General features: G+C 71.7%; 13 protein-coding genes, 1 tRNA gene and 3 pseudogenes. 5 read left to right on the plus strand and 12 right to left on the minus strand.

Going from position 1 to position 17028, the window contains the following annotated elements:
- A pseudogene (locus EAO76_RS46255) lies at window positions 1-85 on the plus strand (exodeoxyribonuclease III); the annotation flags it as partial.
- Window positions 86-98: 13 nt separating this feature from the next.
- On the opposite strand, the pseudogene EAO76_RS46260 reads toward EAO76_RS46255, so the two are convergent.
- Both EAO76_RS46260 and EAO76_RS15815 read right to left on the minus strand, forming a co-directional pair.
- A pseudogene (locus EAO76_RS46260) lies at window positions 99-815 on the minus strand (DUF4157 domain-containing protein); the annotation flags it as partial.
- Window positions 816-944: 129 nt separating this feature from the next.
- Window positions 945-1760, minus strand: coding sequence for an exodeoxyribonuclease III (locus EAO76_RS15815; RefSeq protein WP_148836581.1), 816 nt, complete (start codon window positions 1758-1760; stop codon window positions 945-947).
- 50 nt (window positions 1761-1810) lie between these two features.
- Here EAO76_RS15815 and EAO76_RS15820 point away from each other — a divergent pair, with 50 nt between their 5' ends.
- Complete coding sequence (locus tag EAO76_RS15820) at window positions 1811-2290, plus strand: GNAT family N-acetyltransferase (RefSeq protein WP_148836582.1); 480 nt, start codon at window positions 1811-1813, stop codon at window positions 2288-2290.
- Between the two features lie 21 nt (window positions 2291-2311).
- Here the strand turns inward: EAO76_RS15820 and EAO76_RS15825 are convergent, their stop codons facing one another.
- Both EAO76_RS15825 and EAO76_RS15830 read right to left on the minus strand, forming a co-directional pair.
- Window positions 2312-3487, minus strand: coding sequence for a serine hydrolase (locus EAO76_RS15825; RefSeq protein ID WP_148836583.1), 1176 nt, complete (start codon window positions 3485-3487; stop codon window positions 2312-2314).
- Between the two features lie 150 nt (window positions 3488-3637).
- Window positions 3638-4453: an SAM-dependent methyltransferase gene (locus tag EAO76_RS15830; protein WP_148836584.1), complete on the minus strand. Its 816-nt coding sequence runs from the start codon at window positions 4451-4453 to the stop codon at window positions 3638-3640.
- A 247-nt stretch (window positions 4454-4700) separates the two neighbouring features.
- Between EAO76_RS15830 and EAO76_RS15835 the strand changes: the two genes are divergently transcribed.
- On the plus strand, window positions 4701-5687 hold the full coding sequence (locus EAO76_RS15835; protein WP_148836585.1) for an aldo/keto reductase: 987 nt from the start codon (window positions 4701-4703) through the stop codon (window positions 5685-5687).
- Window positions 5688-5803: 116 nt separating this feature from the next.
- On the opposite strand, the gene EAO76_RS15840 is transcribed toward EAO76_RS15835, so the two are convergent.
- From EAO76_RS15840 to galU, 7 genes and pseudogenes are all read right to left on the minus strand, one after another.
- A tRNA-Ala gene (locus EAO76_RS15840) sits at window positions 5804-5877 on the minus strand.
- Between the two features lie 98 nt (window positions 5878-5975).
- Window positions 5976-7103 (minus strand): gephyrin-like molybdotransferase receptor GlpR, encoded by a 1128-nt coding sequence (gene glpR / locus EAO76_RS15845; protein WP_148836586.1) that lies wholly within the window; start codon window positions 7101-7103, stop codon window positions 5976-5978.
- 170 nt (window positions 7104-7273) lie between these two features.
- Window positions 7274-7885: a GNAT family N-acetyltransferase gene (locus EAO76_RS15850; RefSeq protein ID WP_148836587.1), complete on the minus strand. Its 612-nt coding sequence runs from the start codon at window positions 7883-7885 to the stop codon at window positions 7274-7276.
- Between the two features lie 17 nt (window positions 7886-7902).
- A pseudogene (locus EAO76_RS47600) lies at window positions 7903-8376 on the minus strand (molybdenum cofactor biosynthesis protein B).
- Window positions 8377-8468: 92 nt separating this feature from the next.
- Window positions 8469-8987 carry a cyclic pyranopterin monophosphate synthase MoaC gene (gene moaC / locus EAO76_RS15860; RefSeq protein WP_148836588.1) on the minus strand — a complete coding sequence of 173 codons (519 nt, stop codon included), beginning with the start codon at window positions 8985-8987 and terminating at the stop codon, window positions 8469-8471.
- Between the two features lie 124 nt (window positions 8988-9111).
- On the minus strand, window positions 9112-10422 hold the full coding sequence (gene glp / locus EAO76_RS15865; RefSeq protein WP_148836589.1) for a gephyrin-like molybdotransferase Glp: 1311 nt from the start codon (window positions 10420-10422) through the stop codon (window positions 9112-9114).
- Between the two features lie 4 nt (window positions 10423-10426).
- Entirely contained in the window at window positions 10427-11329 is a 903-nt protein-coding gene (gene galU / locus EAO76_RS15870) for a UTP--glucose-1-phosphate uridylyltransferase GalU (protein ID WP_148836590.1), read from the minus strand.
- A gap of 94 nt (window positions 11330-11423) precedes the next feature.
- On the opposite strand from galU, the gene EAO76_RS15875 reads away from it, so the two are divergent.
- On the plus strand, window positions 11424-12032 hold the full coding sequence (locus tag EAO76_RS15875; protein WP_262375501.1) for a 5-formyltetrahydrofolate cyclo-ligase: 609 nt from the start codon (window positions 11424-11426) through the stop codon (window positions 12030-12032).
- Between the two features lie 209 nt (window positions 12033-12241).
- On the opposite strand, the gene EAO76_RS15880 is transcribed toward EAO76_RS15875, so the two are convergent.
- Complete coding sequence (locus tag EAO76_RS15880; protein WP_148836592.1) at window positions 12242-14995, minus strand: penicillin acylase family protein; 2754 nt, start codon at window positions 14993-14995, stop codon at window positions 12242-12244.
- A gap of 324 nt (window positions 14996-15319) precedes the next feature.
- Between EAO76_RS15880 and EAO76_RS15885 the strand changes: the two genes are divergently transcribed.
- Complete coding sequence (locus EAO76_RS15885; RefSeq protein ID WP_262375502.1) at window positions 15320-16870, plus strand: potassium/proton antiporter; 1551 nt, start codon at window positions 15320-15322, stop codon at window positions 16868-16870.
- Window positions 16871-17028 lie beyond the last annotated feature (158 nt).

The raw sequence follows: 17028 nt of genomic DNA on the forward strand, positions 1-17028 counted from the left end.
GGAGAAGCAGGAGGAGAAGGAACGGTTCATGACCGCGTTCCTGCCCTACCTGAAGGGGCTGAAGGAGCGTGCCGCCGCCCCCGGTTGCTGGACTCACCCTTCGGCATCCGCTGGACCGTCGCCGCCTCCCCTCCCGCGGCACCGGTCACCGCGTCGGCCACCGGATCGGCCCGTCGCACCGACGCGCCGCCGCTCATGACCCGCCTCGCGTTGGCCTCCGCCTCGCGCTCGAAGCGATCGGAGGGGTCCGACACCCTCAGCCCGGCCCCGTTGTCCGTACCGGCGACGGGCCCGTTCCGCTGCTGGACGACGTGGGTGAGTTCGTGCGCGAGGGTGTGGGCGTCGTTGCCGCCCGTGCCGATCACGATGTGGTTGCCGGAGGTGTACGCGCGGGCGCCGACCTCGGCCGCGGACGCCCTGGCCGCCGCGTCGTCGTGCACACGGACGTCGGAGAAGTCGGCGCCGAGCCGCTCCCCCATGTCGGCCCGGGTGGCCTCGTCGAGGGGCCGGCCGCTCCGCCGGAGCACATCGTGGACGGCGGACCGCTGCACCTGGGGATGCCCGGCCGCCCGCTCGTGGCCGTCGTCGTGCCGCTGCTCCTCCCGCGCCCCGGCGTGACCGGCCCGGCGCAGCATCTGCACGACCGCCTCGTTCCCCATGCTGCCCTGCAGGACGGAGAGACCCGGCAGCGGTTCCACGTCCTCGGCCGGGGTCGCACGGGCCGGCGTCCGGTCCCGGGCGGTGACGGACGTCCTGTCGTTGTCCTGGGCGCGCACGACGGGCTCCTTCGGTCGGAAGTACGGCCCTTCCTGCATACGAGGTTCCCGGCGCCGAAACCAGGTATCGGAGGGCAGAACGGGCCGGCCGGCCGGACAGAACACGGCGCCCCGTGCGTGCTCCGACCGGAGCGCGCGCGGGGCGCCGGGGACCGGGCGGACCCGGGGTCAGTGCTCGAACACCACCGTCACCGGCGCGTGGTCGCTCCACCGCTCGCCGTGCGTGGCGGCCCGCTCGACCAGGCCCTTCACCGCCCGGGCGGCCAGCCCCGGCGTGGCCATCTGGTAGTCGATCCGCCAGCCCGTGTCGTTGTCGAAGGCCCGGCCCCGGTAGGACCACCAGGAGTACGGCCCCTCCACGTCGGGGTGCAGCTCCCGTACGACATCGGCGTACCCGGCCTCGTCGAGGACCCGGGTCAGCCACTCCCGCTCCTCGGGGAGGAAGCCCGAGTTCTTCTTGTTGGCCTTCCAGTTCTTCAGGTCGGCCTCCCGGTGGGCGATGTTCCAGTCGCCGCAGACCACCACCTCGCGCCCGTCGGCGGCGGCACGCTCCTTCAGCCCCTTCAGGTAGGGCAGGAACGCGGTCATGAACCGTTCCTTCTCCTCCTGCTTCTCCGTGCCGACCTCGCCGGAGGGCAGGTAGAGGCTCGCGACCGTGACGCCGGGCAGATCGACCTCGACGTAACGGCCGCTGGTGTCGAACTCCTCGCTCCCGGCGATCCCGAAGCCGCCGAACCCGACCTGCACCCGCTCGGGCGCCCGTCGCGTGTAGAGGGAGACACCGGCCCGCCCCTTGGCGGCGGCCGGCGCGTGCACGGTGTGCCAGCCCTCGGGGTCGCGCACCTCGTCGGGGAGCTGCTGCGGCTCGGCCCGCACCTCCTGCAGGCAGATCACATCGGCTTCGGTACGGGCCAGCCACTCGACGAAGCCCTTTTTGGCGGCGGCACGGAGCCCGTTTACATTGACCGTGGTGACAGTGAGCATTACGGCACGATACCGACATCGACCGTTCGCATACATGTACCATCAATCGTATGATTATTCATCCTCGACCTTTCGACCACCCGGACGCCGTCGTACTCAACGCCCAGGTGCAGCTCGAATACGCCGAGCGGTACGGCGACGAGGGCGACGTCACACCGCTCGACCCATCGATGTTCCGGCCGCCGAACGGCCTGTACCTCCTCGCCTACGACGCGCTCGACCGCCCGGTCGCCACCGGCGGCTGGCGCACCCAGGACCGCAACGACCTGGGCTACTCGGACGGCGACGCCGAGCTCAAGCGGATGTTCGTGATCCCCGAGGGCCGCGGCAACGGGCTGGCCCGCCGCATCCTGGCCGCCCTGGAGGACGACGCACGGGCGGCGGGCCGCACCCGCATGGTGCTGGAGACCGGCACCCGGCAGCCCGAGGCGATCGCGCTGTACGCGTCCAGCGGGTACAGCCCGTGCGAGAAGTTCGGCCACTACCGCACGTACGAGAGCAGCCGCTGCTACGCCAAGCCGCTGCGCTGACGCCCTCCCAGGGCCCCGGTCTCACAGGTCGGCCGCGTACCGCCAGAACTCCCGCATCGACGGGCCCGCGACCGGTCCGGTCATCGCGAGCTGGGTCAGCAGGACGGTGACGGCCCCGGTGGAGGGCACGAGGTGCCCCGCCGTGCCCGTGCCGCCCACCCAGCCGTAGCGCCCGGGGACGTTCCACGAATCGACGGCCGCGACGTCGACCGAACCGCCGTAGCCCCAGCCCTGCCCCGCCAGGAACAGCCTGCCGCCGTCGCGCTGCGCCTGGGTCAGGTGGTCGGTGGTCATCCTCCGCACCGAATCGGCGGACAGCAGACGACGCCCACCGGACCCCCTGCCCGCATTCCCCTCCACGCGCCCGTCCGCGATCAGCATCCGGGCGAAGGCGTACCAGTCGTCCGCGGTCGAGACCAGCCCGCCGGCGCCGGACGGGAACGCGGGCAGCCGGCTCCACTGCCCGTCGGGGGCGTCGAACAGTCGCAGGCCGCCGTCCTCCGGATCGGCCCGGTAGCAACCGGTGAACCGGTCGATCCTGTCGGCCGGGACCGCGAACCCGGTGTCCGCCATGCCCAACGGCTCGAACAGCCGCTCCGCCAGGAAGTCGGGCAACGACCGGCCCGAGACCCGGGCGATCAGCACCCCGAGGATGTCGGAGCAGGTGTTGTACAGCCAGCCCTCGCCCGGCTGGTGGAGCAGCGGGATCCGGGAGAGGGCGGCCATCCACTCGTCCGGGGCGGGGACGGACTGCGGCTGCGGCCGCCCCTGCCTCAGCTCGTCGAACAGCGGCGCGACCCCCGGCAGCGAGAAGTCGTCCGGGAAGCCGATCCCGGCCCGGAAGGTGAGCAGGTCCTCCACGGTGACGGCCCTGGCGGCCGGAACCACGTCGTCGACCGGGGAGGCCGGTGTACGGAGCACCTTCGGCGCCGCCCACTCCGGCAACCACGTCCCGACCGGGTCGTCCAGCGCCATCCGGCCGTCCTCGACCAGCATCATGGCGGCCGCGGCGACGATCGGCTTGGTCATCGACGCGATGCGGAAGATCGAGTCCCTGACCATCGGGGTCGCACCGGCCACGTCCGCGGTGCCGACCGCCACCACCTCGACCCGGTCGCCGCGGGCCACCAGGGCGACGGCTCCCGGCGCCGCGCCGGGGCCGGTGTGTTTCTCCAGAAGATCGCGCAGATCACTCATCGGTCCACCTTCTCGCTCGTGCGTCCGGAAGACGGGACCGCCACACCGCCCGGAACTCATCGGTCCCGGACGCACCGCCGCCCGGAACTCATCGGTCCCGAACGCACCACCGCCCGGCACCTGTCGCCCCCGACGCGCTCCCCCCGCGGCTCAGCGCACCCGGCCGACACCCACGTAGAAACCGCTGCGCTCCTGGACCGGGGCGGGCGCCTGCCGGTACCACTCCGTGGCGAAGACCAGGCCCGGCTCGACGAGGTCCAGCCCCTCGAAGAAGGGCTCGACCTCGCCCCGGGTGCGCATCCGCAACGGGATGGCCCCCTTCCGGTACGCGGTCTCGGTCTTCTCCCTCAGCTCCGGGTGCTGATCGGCCGTGCCGTGCGAGAGCACCAGGAAGCTGCCCGGGGGCAGCGCGTCGACCAGGGCGCGGGTGATGCCGTACGGGTCCTGGTCGTCCGGCAGGAAGTGCAGCAGCGCGATCAGGGACAGCGCGATCGGCCGGTCGAAGTCCAGCAGTCCGGCAGCGCGTTCGAGGATCGCCTCCGGCCGCCGCACATCCGCGTGGATGTAGTCGGTGGCGCCCTCGGCGCTGCTGACCAGCAGTGCCTCCGCGTGGCGCAGGACGATCGGGTCGTTGTCCGCGTAGACGACCCGGGCGCCCGGCACGACGGCCTGGACGACCTGGTGCAGATTGGGCTCGGTGGGGATGCCGGTGCCGATGTCGAGGAACTGGTCGACCCCGGACCGCGCCAGCCAGGAGGAGGCCCGGTGCATGAAGGCCCGGTTCCGCGCCGCGTTGCCCCGCGCCTCCGCGGGCAGCTTCTCCGCCACCTCCTGGTCGACGGGGTAGTTGTCCTTGCCGCCCAGAAGCCAGTCGTAGACGCGCGCGGGATGGGGCTTGCTGGTGTCGATCCGGGACTCGGGCCTGCCGACCGTCACGGTGCGCTCCTCTCGGAACGGGGAATTCATGAGCGAAAAGCGGGTGAACGCGTTCAGGGTAGGCGACTTCCCTCCCGGGGCCGACGCCGCGTCCCGCGGGAACGATCCCCGTGGAACGGCCCTCGTCGGAACGGCCCCCGTGGCCCGTCACGCACGCACCGCTCCGCCCCCCGCGCACCGGCACGGCCGCAACGCCCTTGCCCTGGAGTGCACTTCAACGAGCACACTCCTGACCGCGGCCACCGACCGACGGCGGCCGCGACCGGAGGGGACAGCCATGAAGTACCGCACCATCGGAACCGATCCCGCCACCCGTCGCGAGGTGAGCGTCCTCGCGCTCGGCGCGATGCTCTTCGGATCGGTGACCGACGAGAAGACCTCGTTCGCCGTCCTGGACCACTTCGTCGAGGCGGGCGGCACCTTCATCGACACCTCCGACAACTACGCCTACTGGGTCGGCGACGACCTCGGCGGCCAGAGCGAGCGACTGCTCGGGAAGTGGCGGCGCAGCCGCGGCGTCGGCGACGAGATCGTCATCGCCACCAAGCTGGGCGCCGCACCGCTCGCCCCCGGCACCGGGTTCCTCGACAACCCGGAAGGGCTCTCGGCGAAGGCGATCCGCGAGGCCGCCGAGCGCAGCCGGGAACGGCTCGGGGTGGAGCGGCTGGACCTGCTCTACGCGCACATCGAGGACCGGACCGTCCCGCTCCGCGAGACCGTGGAGGCGTTCGGGGAGCTGACCGCCGAGGGGACGGTCGGGCTGCTGGGCGCCAGCAACCACGCCATCTGGCGGGTGGAGCGCGCCCGGTCGCTCGCGGCGGCGGCCGGACTGCCCGGCTACGAGGTGCTCCAGTACCAGCACAGCCACCTCCGCCCCCGGTACGACGTCCCCAGCCCGCTCTTCCAGGACGGCAGCCTCGGCCACGCCGGACCCGAACTGCTCAGCTACCTGCGCGCCGAGCCCGCGCTGACCCTGGTCGCGTACTCCCCGCTGCTCGCCGGCGCGTACACCCGCCCCGACAAGCCGGTCCCCCAGGACTACGACCACCCCGGCACCCCCGCCCGGCTCGCGGTGCTGCGCGAGATCGCCGCCGAGACCGGAGCCGGCCTCAACCAGATCGTCCTGGCCTGGCAGATCGGCAACCGGCTGCCCATCGTCCCGCTGGCCGGGGCATCCTCGGTGGCACAGCTGAAGGAGAACCTGGCGGCGGTCGACCTGGAACTGACGGAAGACCAGCGCGCCCGCCTGGACGCCGCCCACTGACCCCGCACCGTTCCCGCGCCCGGGGCCGGACGGAACCGGTGACACGACCGCCCGCCCGGCCCGGAACGCCGAAGAGCCCCTACCGGGGTGACCCGGTAGGGGCTCTTGCGTTGTTGTGGACCTGTGGGGATTTGAACCCCAGACCCCCTCGATGCGAACGAGGTGCGCTACCAGACTGCGCCACAGGCCCTTGCAACGAGTGAAACTCTAGCACCCCTGACGGGGTGCTCGGAAATCCGGTCCTCGCTGGTCAGCCGAGTCGAGGTCGCGGCCGGGCCGGGAGCGGGTTCATTCGTTGGCGGCACGGGGCCGCTCCCCGTCCTCGTACTGGTCGAAGAGCGGGGTCCGGCCGCGGTCGCGACTGCGGCGGGACTGGTTGGCGCGCTGGCGGGGCGCCGGCTCGACGGGGGGAGTGGTGGGGTGCGAGGTGCCCGTCTGGCTGGGCTCCGCCGCGCTGGAGCGGGCCGCGCTCCAGGTCTCCGGGTTGCCGACCTCGACGCCGCCCGTGGCGCGCGGGGCGACCGGGGCCGTGACGTAGGTCGGCAGCGGGACCGGAACCGGCTCCCAGCTGTCGCCCTGGACCCGGCCGCGCTCGCGCTGCTGGTCGACCCATTCCGCGTGGTCCGTCTGCTCGACCAGGGCGCGGCGGCCGGCCTCCTGCGGGGAGACCGCGGGCGCGGGCTCCGGTTCGGGGTGGCGCGCCTCGGGCTCCTCGTCGGGTTCGACGGGGGCCGTCGCCGTGGCCGGCTGGTGGCCGCGGTGACGGTTCTCACGCAGGTGCTGCGCCGCCACCTCGGCCCGTCGCCGGTCCATGGTGAAGGCGAACCGGCGCCGCTCCTGGGTCCGCAGGTGCACGATGTACGCGCTCAGCAGCACGGCCGGGACCGCGGGTGCCCAGAGGAAGTGGAGACCGCCGACCGCCGCCACGACCGCGCCGAGGGTGAAGGCCAGGAAGAGGACCACGGTGGTGCGCCGACGGCGCGCGAGGACCTGGAGGCGCTGGGCCCGCCGGACGCGCTCGGCTTCCGGCACGGCCGGACGCGGGCGGGCGCGGCGCGCCGGGACCGGCTCGGGGCGCTTCTCGGCCGCGTGCTCGGGCGCACGCGCCGGGTCGTGCACCCGCGCCTCGGTATGCGCGTCGGGCGCGGCGAAGGCCCGGACGTCCACGGATTCCAATCGGTCCGTTTCGGCGTCCGGGTCGACGTCGGGCTCCGCCTCCTCGGCAGTGCGCTCCCGCAACTCCTTGGCGTACCGGCGCTCCATCCCCGCCCGTCCGGACAGCAGCCGGATGGCGGTGCTGAAGCGTTCCGTCGGACGGGCTTCGTTGAGCTCGTCCTGCCTGCGGAGCCACATCGGCACCAAGTAGGCGGCCCAGGCCCCGACGATGACTGCGTAGATGAGGCCGCTGCTGCTCACATCTCACACCGTAGAGGGGTTTGCGCGGAGGCATCCGCCAATTGGACCGGTGTGTCGCACGATCCGGCTGATATCAAGGAGTTTTTTTGTGATTGTTCGGATCGCGCATGGAGGTTTGTGTGCGTCCGATGTCCGATCGGCGACCCCAACCGCCGACCAATATCGAACACTTATTTTATTTCCCGTGATGTCCCAGGTCGTTTCCGGTGCCAGCGGCGGAGCATCCCCTCGGGCACTTCCTCCGCGGTGAGCGCGTAGATGAGGTGGTCGCGCCAGGCGCCGTCGATGTGGAGATATCGCGGACGCAGTCCCTCTTCGCGGAATCCCAGTTTCTCGACGACCCTTCTGCTGGGCCCGTTCTCCGGCCGAATGCACACCTCGATGCGGTGCAGTCCGACCGTGCGGAAGCAGTGGTCGACGACGAGGGCGACCGCCGTCGGCATCACGCCCCGCCCCGCCACCTCCTGGTCGACCCAGTAGCCGACGTGGCCCGAGCACATCGATCCCCAGGTGATCCCGGCGACCGTCAACTGGCCCACCAGACGGCCCCGGTACTCGATGGCGAAGGGCAGCATCCGGCCCGCGTTGGCCTCGGCGCGCAGGTGCCGGATCATCTGACGGTACGTGGGACGCCGGGCCACCGGGCCGCCCGGGGCCGGCGGCGGCACGGTCGCCTCCCAGGGGCGCAGCCACTCGCGGTTGCGCCGGTTGACCTCGCGCCACGCGCGCTGGTCGCGCAGCTTGATCGGGCGCAGGACGACATCGCCGTCGCCGAGGACCACCGGCCAGGTCGAGACGTTCAGCTCGGGCTCCCGGGTCGGGGGTGGTCGCCGCCGCGCAGTTGGTCGACGGCGTGCACCAGGAGTCGTTCGAGGACGGCGAGGCCGTCGCGCACCCCGCCGGTGGAGCCCGGCAGGTTCACGATGAGCGTGCCGCCGGCCCCGGGCGGCCCGGTGGCCCGGCGTCCCACGTACCGTCAGATGATCCGGCACCTGCGCGCCGAGGCCAACGCGGGCCGGATGCTGCCCGGGGTGCGGTCGGTGGGCGAGATGCCGGTGCCGCCGGTGGTGACGACGACGTCGTACCCGGCGGTCACGGCGGCGCGCAGGGCCTGTTCGACCGGGTCGCCGTCGGGCACCACCTGCGGCCCGTCCACGGCGAAGCCGAGCCGACCGAGCGCCTCGGCGACGATCGGGCCGCCCCGGTCCGCGTAGACACCGGCCGAGGCCCGGTTGGAGGCGGTGACGACGAGGGCGGCGTACGGGGCGGTCAGGGCACCGCCCGGCGGGGCCTCGTCCAACGGGGCCCCGCCCGGAGCGATGCCGTCCGGAGCGGTGTCGTCCGGGTGTCCCGGTCCGGGCGCCGTCACGCGTCCGCCCCGTCCGGCTCGTTCGCTCCGTCCGGCCCGGTGCGCCGGTAGTCGCCGGACTTGCCGCCGGTCTTCGTCTCGACCCGTACGTCCGTGATGACCGCGGCCTTGTCGACCGCCTTGACCATGTCGATCACGGTGAGCGCGGCGACCGAGACGGCGGTCAGGGCCTCCATCTCGACGCCGGTGCGGTCCGTGGTCCTCACCGTGGCCGTGATCTCCACCGCGTCGTCCGCGACGCCCAGGTCGACCTTCACGCCGGAGACGGCGAGCGGGTGGCAGAGCGGGATCAGGTCGGGGGTGCGCTTGGCCCCCATGATCCCGGCGATCCTGGCGGTGGCGAGGGCGTCGCCCTTGGGGACCCCCTCGCCGCGCAGCAGCTCGACCACGCGCGGTGAGACGAGCACCCGGCCGCTCGCACGGGCCGTCCGCGTGGTGACGTCCTTCTCGGAGACGTCGACCATCCGGGCCGCGCCCGCCTCGTCGATGTGCGTCAGCCTGTTCTGCGTACTCACTCACTCCGCCTCGCGGTAGGGCGCCGTTCCCCGCGCGGCCCGCACCGGGGTGCGGGCCCGGGGCCCCGGGAGGTGTTCCCCGGGAAGGCACAGCGGCAGATACCGTACCGCCACCGCCCGGGAATCAGCGGAGCAGGACCACCTCGACGTCCGTACCGGGCTCGGCGGAGGCGACGTCCTCGGGCAGCACGATGAGCGCGTCCGCGCGGGCGAGCGCGGCGATCAGGTGCGAACCGGCACCGCCGACGGGAGCGACCGTGCCGGCCTCCTCGTCGTACGTGCCGCGCAGGAACTGACGGCGGCCGGCCGGGGAGGTCAGCGCCTTCTCGACGTCGAGGGCGGCCCGGACGGTGGGGCGGTTCACGTCCGAAAGGCCCATCAGGGCCCGGATCGCGGGCCGTACGAACAGCTCGAAGGAGACGTACGAGGAGACGGGGTTGCCCGGGAGCGCCAGCAGCGGGGTGTGGTCGGGGCCGATCGAGCCGAAGCCCTGCGGCTTGCCCGGCTGCATGGCGAGCTTGCGGAAGTCGATGCCGCCGCCCGGCTCGTCCTCGTCGCCCACCGAGGACAGCGCCTCCTTGACGACGTCGTACGCGCCGACGCTGACGCCGCCGGTGGTGACGACGATGTCGGCGCGGATCAGCTGGTCCTCGATCGTGGCGCGCAGGGTGTCGGCGTCGTCGGTGACGGCGCCGACCCGGTAGGCGATCGCCCCGGCGTCCCTGGCCGCGGCCGTGAGCGCGAAGCTGTTCGAGTCGTAGATCTGTCCGGGGGCCAGCTCCTCGCCGGGCTGCACCAGTTCGCTGCCGGTGGAGATGACGACGACGCGCGGCCGGGGCCGCACCTTCACCGTCGCGCGGCCGATCGCGGCGAGCAGGCCGATCTGCGGCGGGCCGATCACCGACCCGGCCCTCAGCGCCAGATCGCCCGGCTTCACGTCGCTGCCGCGGGCCCTGACGTGGGCGCGGGCCTCGACGGGGCGGTGCACCCGGACCTCGCCGCCCGCGTCCTGCGGGGCGTCCCGGTGGGCGCGCATGGTGTCGGCGGGGCCGGCGCCCGTGCCCCCGTCGGTCCACTCGACCGGGACCACGGCCTCGGCACCGGCCGGCAGGGGGGCGCCGGTCATGATGCGGGCGGCCTCGCCGGGGCCGACGCCGCGGCCCTCGGGCAGCCCGTCGCTCCCGGCCGCGACGTCACCGACGACCGTGAGCACCGCGGGGAACTCCTCGTCGGCGCCCTCGACATCGGCGACCCGGACCGCGTACCCGTCCATCGAGCTGTTGTCGAAGGGCGGCAGGGCGATCTCCACCATGACGTCCTCGACGAGGACGCAGCCCTGGGCGTCGTGCAGCTGCAACTCGATGGGTTCGAGCGGATGCACCGCTTCGAGAATGTCTGCCAGGTGCTCGTCCACCGACCACATCGTGTCGCTCAAGGTGCTACATCTCCTCCGTGACGTACCCGCGAAGCCAGGTCCTGAAGTCCGGACCCAGGTCCTCACGTTCGCACGCGAGTCTGACAATGGCACGGAGGTAATCGCTTCGGTCGCCGGTGTCATAGCGGCGGCCCTTGAAGACGACGCCGTGCACGGGGCCGCCGACCTTCTCGTCCTCGGCGAGGAGCTGGAGGGCGTCGGTGAGCTGGATCTCGCCGCCGCGGCCCGGCTCGGTCCTGCGCAGTATGTCGAAGACGGCGGGGTCCAGGACGTAGCGGCCGATGATGGCGAGGTTGCTGGGCGCCTCGTCCCTCTCGGGCTTCTCGACCAGGCCCGTGACGCGCACCACATCGCCCTCGGCGGTGGGTTCGGCGGCGGCACAGCCGTACATGTGGATCTGCTCCGGCGCGACCTCCATCAGCGCGACGACGCTGCCGCCCTCGCGCTCCTGGATCTCGACCATGCGGGCCAGCAGCGGGTCGCGCGGGTCGATCAGGTCGTCGCCGAGGAGGACCGCGAACGGCTGGTCCCCCACGTGCGGCTCGGCGCACAGCACCGCGTGGCCGAGGCCGCGCGGGTCACCCTGCCGGACGTAGTGGATGGTGGCCAGGTCGCTCGACTCCTGGACCTTCTTGAGCCGTTCGGCGTCTCCCTTGCGGGTGAGCGCGGACTCCAGCTCGTAATTGCGGTCGAAGTGGTCCTCAAGAGGACGCTTGTTGCGACCGGTGACCATCAGCACGTCGGAGAGACCGGCGGTCACCGCCTCCTCGACGACGTACTGGATCGCCGGCTTGTCGACGACAGGCAGCATCTCCTTGGGAGTGGCCTTGGTGGCCGGCAGGAAGCGGGTACCGAGTCCCGCGGCCGGAATGACAGCCTTGCTGATCCTGGGGGGCGACTGAGTCATGCGCAGAACGATAACCGCCCCGCATGAGTGAAAGATGAGTTTCCGGTTAACTTTGTACGCCTATAGGCATATTCGAGTGATTCACAGGTGCTCCTTGAGTGCAAACCAGCCCGAAAAGGCACTTCTCCGACATGAACTGCTGGCCGCGAGGCGCCTTCTGACCAAGGAGGACGTGGAGAACGCCGCGACGGTTCTGTCCCGGCGCGCCCTGGACCTGCCGGAGCTGTCCGGGGCCCGCACCGTCGCCGCGTACGTATCGGTGGGCGGCGAACCGGGCACCCGCGCCCTGCTGGACGCCCTGCGCGCGCGGGGCGTACGGGTGCTGCTGCCGGTGCTGCTCCCCGACAACGACCTGGACTGGGCGCCGTACGAGGGTGCCGCACGGCTCGTGCGCGCCGGTCGCGGGCTGCTGGAGCCCGCCGGGGAGCGCCTCGGCCCGGACGCGGTCCTGGAGGCCGACGCGGTGCTGCTGCCGGGGCTCGCGGTGGACGGGCGCGGGATGCGGCTGGGACGCGGCGGCGGCAGCTACGACCGGGTGCTGGCCCGGCTCGCCGCGTCCGGCGCGCACCCGGCGCTGGTGGTCCTGCTGTACGACGACGAGGTGGTCGCACAGGTTCCGGAGGAACCGCACGACCGCCCCGTGGACGTGGCGGTGACACCGGCCGCGGTCCACCGGGCGGACCCGGTGGACCCGAAGTCCTGAGCGGACCCGTGGGCCTCCGGAAGTCCGGGAAACGACCCCGGGCAGCCCCGCGGGTCTTCCGGAAGTCCCGTGGGCCGTAGGGGCTCCGGAAACCCCGGAACGCCACCGGGCAGCCCCGTGGACCACCGGAAGCCCCCGGAACGGCCACGGGCGGCCCCCGGGGGCTCCTGAGAGCTCCGAGGGCCGCCCGAGGGCTTCGCGGACACGTCCTACGGCTTGAGCCTCAGACTGTCGACCGTCGACTTGGAGACGGCGTTCGTGCCGAAGGACCAGTCGAGCAGTTCGCCGTCGACCCACTTCTGGGTCTGGTCGGTGTAGTGCGCGCTGAACGCGTGCCCGGAGGCGCCGGTGAGGTTGATCCAGCGGGACTTGTCCCAGTCCCCCACGTTGACCACCATGCGCATCGACGGCACCCAGACGACCTCGTAGCCGCCCGCCGCGTTCCAGCCGGTGGCGTTGACCGCGGCCTCGCCGCCGCCGAGGTCCCACGGGCCGCGGTTGAGGGCCCGCTGGAGCAGACCGGGTCCCTCGGTACCGAGGGTCTGGTTCTTCAGCGTCAGCTGGTGCAGCCGGCCCCAGCTCCAGGTGCTGATGTCCTTGCCGAGCTTGGCGGTCAGCTCCCAGCGGGCGTCCTCCAGGGCGCGGGCGAAGAGCTCGTCACGGTTCTCCGTCGCCAGGTCCCGGCCGCTCTTCGGCGTCTTCCACCAGTCGCTGTCCTGGTCGTCCAGCAGGTTGACGACCACCTGGTACCAGCGGTCGCCGCCGTCCGGCTGCGCCGAGTCCGCGGCGCGCTGGCCGCACTCGCGCACCAGCTTGTCCTGCTCGTCGACCGGACCGGAGTCACCCGCCCGGCGGACGTTGAGGCACTCGCCCTCGACCCGCAGCTCCTTGGGGAGCTTGTTGCCGAAGGCCAGCTTGAGGATGTTGCGCCAGACCGCGTTGAAGTACGCCGCCGCGGCCGAGTCGGACTCCTGGGTGTAGTCCCAGCCCTCCAGCAGCTTCTGCGCCTCGCGGACGCTCTTGTCCGAGACGTTGATCTTCATCAGCTCGGGCACCAGCTTCGCGGCGATCTCGCTGGTGTTGTCCATCTGCATCTTCTGCATGTCCTCGGTCGAGATCTTCCCCCCGTCCTTGAGCTTCGACCGGACGAGGTCGTTGATCCGCTGGCTGCGGCTGCCGTAGCCCCAGTCCTTGGTGAGCAGGTGGGGGTACTTCTTCTCGTCGATGACGGCCTGGTTGGCGGTGACGATGTAGCCGCGCTTCGGGTTGTACTCGTAGGGCAGCTCGTCGAACGGGATCGGCTTCTTCTCCCAGCCGTACTTCGAGGACCAGCCGGGGCTGGGCATCGTGCCGTCGCCCTCCGTGCGGACCGGGATCTTCCCCGGCGCCTGGTAGCCGATGTTGCCGTCGGTGTCGGCGTAGATCAGGTTCTGCGAGGGGACCTCGAAGTGCTCGGCCGCCTTGCGGAAGGAGTCGAAGTCCTTGGCCCGGTTCAGCTCGAAGACGGCGTCCATGGAGTGGCCGGGTTCCAGCGCGGTCCACTTCAGGGCGACCGCGTAGCCCTCGGCCCGGTCCGGGGCCTCGTTGGTGACGGGGGCCTTCTGGCCGACCTTCTCCAGTTCACCGCTGCGGTCGGAGACCAGCGGGCCGTTGTTCGTCTCGCGGATGGTGATCGTCCGGTCCTTGCCGCCCGCGACCTTGATGGTCTCGTCGCGGACGGTGAAGGGCTTGACCTTGCCGTCGTACAGGTAGCCGTCGGCGGAGACCTTCTCCAGGAAGAGGTCGGTGACGTCCGCGCCGAGGTTGGTGAAGCCCCAGGCGATGTCCTGGTTGTGGCCGATGATCACACCGGGCATCCCGGAGAAACTGTAACCGGCGGTGTCGTACTGGCACGTGGCGCTGATCTCGCGGCAGTGCAGCCCCACCTGGTACCAGAGCGAGGGAAGCTGCGGGGCCAGGTGCGGGTCGTTGGCGAGCAGCGGCTTGCCCGTGGTCGTGTACTTGCCGGAGACCACCCAGGAGTTGGACCCGATGCCGTTGCCGTTCGGGCCGAGCAGCGCCGGGATCTGGTCGAGGGTGTCGGAGAGCGAGGCGAGCTGGGTGTTCAGGCCCTCGGTGGCGCCCTGCGCCGTGTCCGCGCCGCCGATGTCGTCGGAGGGCGTCGCGTCCGGGTCGAACTTCCCGGTGACCGGGGAGATCGCGCCCTGGTCGACGATCGGCTCGTGCTTGTCGTACGGGTAGGCCGGGTACAGGTCCTGGATCTGCTTGGCGTCCAGCCTGCTGCTCATCAGCGAGCGGTCGATCTCGTCCTGCATGTTGCCGCGCAGGTCCCAGGCCATGGCCTTGAGCCAGGCGACGGAGTCGACCGGCGTCCACTTGCCCGGCTCGTAGTCGTTGGTGAAGCCGAGGGCCGCGTACTCGACGGAGATGTCCTTGCCGTCCCGCCCCTCCAGGTAGGCGTTCACACCGTCCGCGTACGACTGGAGGTTCTTCTTGGTCTCCTCGGACAGGACGGTGTCGTACTCCTCCTGCGCGACCTTGCGCCAGCCCAGCGTGCGCAGGAAGGAGTCCGTCTCGACCTGCCCGGAGCCGAACATCTCGGAGAGCCGGCCCGCGGTCATGTGACGGCGGACGTCCATCTCCCAGAAGCGGTCCTGCGCGTGGACGAAGCCCTGGGCGCGGAAGAGGTCGGCGTCCGAGTCCGCGTACAGCTGCGGGATGCCGTAGCTGTCGCGTTTGACGTCGACCGTGCCTTCGAGGCCGTCGATCTTGATCGAGCCGGTCGTCTGCGGGTACGAGGCCCGCACGGTCGACACGGACCAGTACGCGCCGTAGCCGATACCCGCGACGAGCGCCAGCACCAGAACGAGCACGATCAGGCGGGCACGTCGCCCCTTCTTCCTGCCGGTCTTCGCACCGGCGGACCCGGTGGAGCCGGAAGAGGCGGTTGTGTTGGCGGGCATCGCTGTCCTTCGAGGGGCAGGTGGTCCTGGGAGTGCAGGAGCAACCATAGGCGCAGCGGCCCGGCGGCTCCGACGCGGTATCGGGATGGCTCGAATTGATTAGTGATCGTACGGACACTCGATCGCGTCAAGAAAGCGTTAAAGATTAGGTAAGGTAACGAAGTAACGGCCGCTCATGGCCGATACCGAGGCTCGACCGGCCATATCCGGTCGTTTCGTTCGAATCGTTCGGCTCGGCAGGCGCACGCGGGGAAGGAACGGCCACTGACTGTCCACACGCTCAACGAACTCCTGCTCGTCTGCTCACTCGTACTGCTCGTCGCGGTGGCGGCGGTGCGCGTCTCCTCGCGCAGCGGGCTCCCCAGCCTGCTCCTGTACCTCGGCATCGGGGTCGTCATGGGGCAGGACGGGATCTTCGACGTCAAGTTCGACAACGCCGAGCTGACCCAGGTCATCGGCTACGCCGCGCTCGTCGTGATCCTCGCCGAGGGCGGTCTGGGCACCAAGTGGAAAGAGATCAGACCCGCGCTGCCCGCCGCGGCGATGCTCTCGCTGGTCGGCGTCGCGGTGAGCGTGGGCGTCACGGCGGCCGGGGCGCACTACCTGGTCGGTCTCGACTGGCGGCAGGCACTGATCATCGGCGCGGTCGTCTCGTCGACGGACGCCGCCGCGGTCTTCTCCGTGCTGCGCAAGGTGCCGCTGCCCGCCCGGGTCACCGGCGTACTGGAGGCCGAGTCCGGCTTCAACGACGCCCCCGTGGTGATCCTGGTGGTGGCCTTCTCCACCAGGGGCCCGGTGGACAGCTGGTACGTACTGATCGGCGAAATAGCCCTGGAGCTCGCCATCGGCGCCGCCGTGGGCATCGCCGTCGGCTGGCTCGGTTCGTTCGGCCTGCGCCACGTGGCGCTGCCCGCCTCCGGTCTCTACCCGATCGCCGTGATGGCGATCGCGGTCAGCGCGTACGCCGCGGGCGCCCTGGTCCACGGCAGTGGCTTCCTCGCCGTCTACCTGGCCGCGATGATCCTCGGCAACGCCAAGCTGCCGCACTGGCCCGCCACCCGCGGCTTCGCCGACGGGCTCGGCTGGCTGGCCCAGATCGGCATGTTCGTCCTGCTCGGCCTGCTGGTCACCCCGCACGACCTGCTCGACGACTTCTGGCCCGCCGTCGTCGTGGGCCTGGTGCTGACCGTGGTGGCCCGCCCGCTGGAGGTCTTCATCTCGCTGCTGCCGTTCCGGCTGCCCTGGCAGGAGAAGGCCCTCATGTCCTGGGCGGGGCTGCGCGGGGCCGTGCCCATCATCCTGGCGACCATCCCGATGGTCTCCGGGGTCGAGGGCTCCACCCGCATCTTCAACATCGTCTTCGTCCTCGTCGTCGTCTACACCCTCATCCAGGGGCCGACCCTGCCCTGGCTGGCGAAGGCCCTGAACATCTCCGAGGACCCGTCCGAGACGGCCGACCTGGGCATCGAGTCGGCACCGCTGGAGCGGCTGCGCGGCCATCTGCTGTCGGTGGCGATCCCCGGCGGCTCGAAGATGCACGGCGTGGAGGTCGGGGAGCTGCGGCTGCCCGCCGGGGCCGCGGTCACCCTGGTCGTACGGGACGGGAAGAGCTTCGTACCGGCGCCGTCGACCGTGCTGCGGCGCGGCGACGAGCTGCTGGTGGTCACCACCGATCCGGTGCGCGACGCGGCGGAGGAACGGTTGCGCGCGGTCGGCGAGGGCGGCAAGCTCGCGGGCTGGCTGGGCACCGGCGCCAAGGGCGGCGAGAGCCCGGCGACGGCGCACGCGAAACAGGACCGGCGGCACGATGTGGCGCACGCGCTGAAGGCCGTGACGAAGCTCGGCAGGACCGGCGGCCCGAAGGCGCACCACTGAGACACACCTTTTGCGGCACATCGTGCCGCCGGTCCTGTTTCGCGTGCGCCGTCGCCGGGCTCTCGCCGCCCTTGGCGCCGGTGCCCAGCCAGCCCGCGAGCTTGCCGCCCTCGCCGACCGCGCGCAACCGTTCCTCCGCCGCGTCGCGCACCGGATCG

The organism is Streptomyces sp. sk2.1 (assembly GCF_008120935.1).
Taxonomy (GTDB): Bacteria; Actinomycetota; Actinomycetes; order Streptomycetales; family Streptomycetaceae; genus Streptomyces.

Bases quoted from the DNA above. Each gene is read 5' to 3' on its own strand.
- EAO76_RS15815 (WP_148836581.1), bottom strand. From the start codon at position 1,760: ATGCTCACTGTCACCACGGTCAATGTAAACGGGCTCCGTGCCGCCGCC.
- EAO76_RS15820 (WP_148836582.1), top strand. From the start codon at position 1,811: ATGATTATTCATCCTCGACCTTTCGACCACCCGGACGCCGTCGTACTC.
- EAO76_RS15825 (WP_148836583.1), bottom strand. From the start codon at position 3,487: ATGAGTGATCTGCGCGATCTTCTGGAGAAACACACCGGCCCCGGCGCG.
- EAO76_RS15830 (WP_148836584.1), bottom strand. From the start codon at position 4,453: ATGAATTCCCCGTTCCGAGAGGAGCGCACCGTGACGGTCGGCAGGCCC.
- EAO76_RS15835 (WP_148836585.1), top strand. From the start codon at position 4,701: ATGAAGTACCGCACCATCGGAACCGATCCCGCCACCCGTCGCGAGGTG.
- galU (WP_148836590.1), bottom strand. From the start codon at position 11,329: ATGACTCAGTCGCCCCCCAGGATCAGCAAGGCTGTCATTCCGGCCGCG.
- EAO76_RS15880 (WP_148836592.1), bottom strand. From the start codon at position 14,995: ATGCCCGCCAACACAACCGCCTCTTCCGGCTCCACCGGGTCCGCCGGT.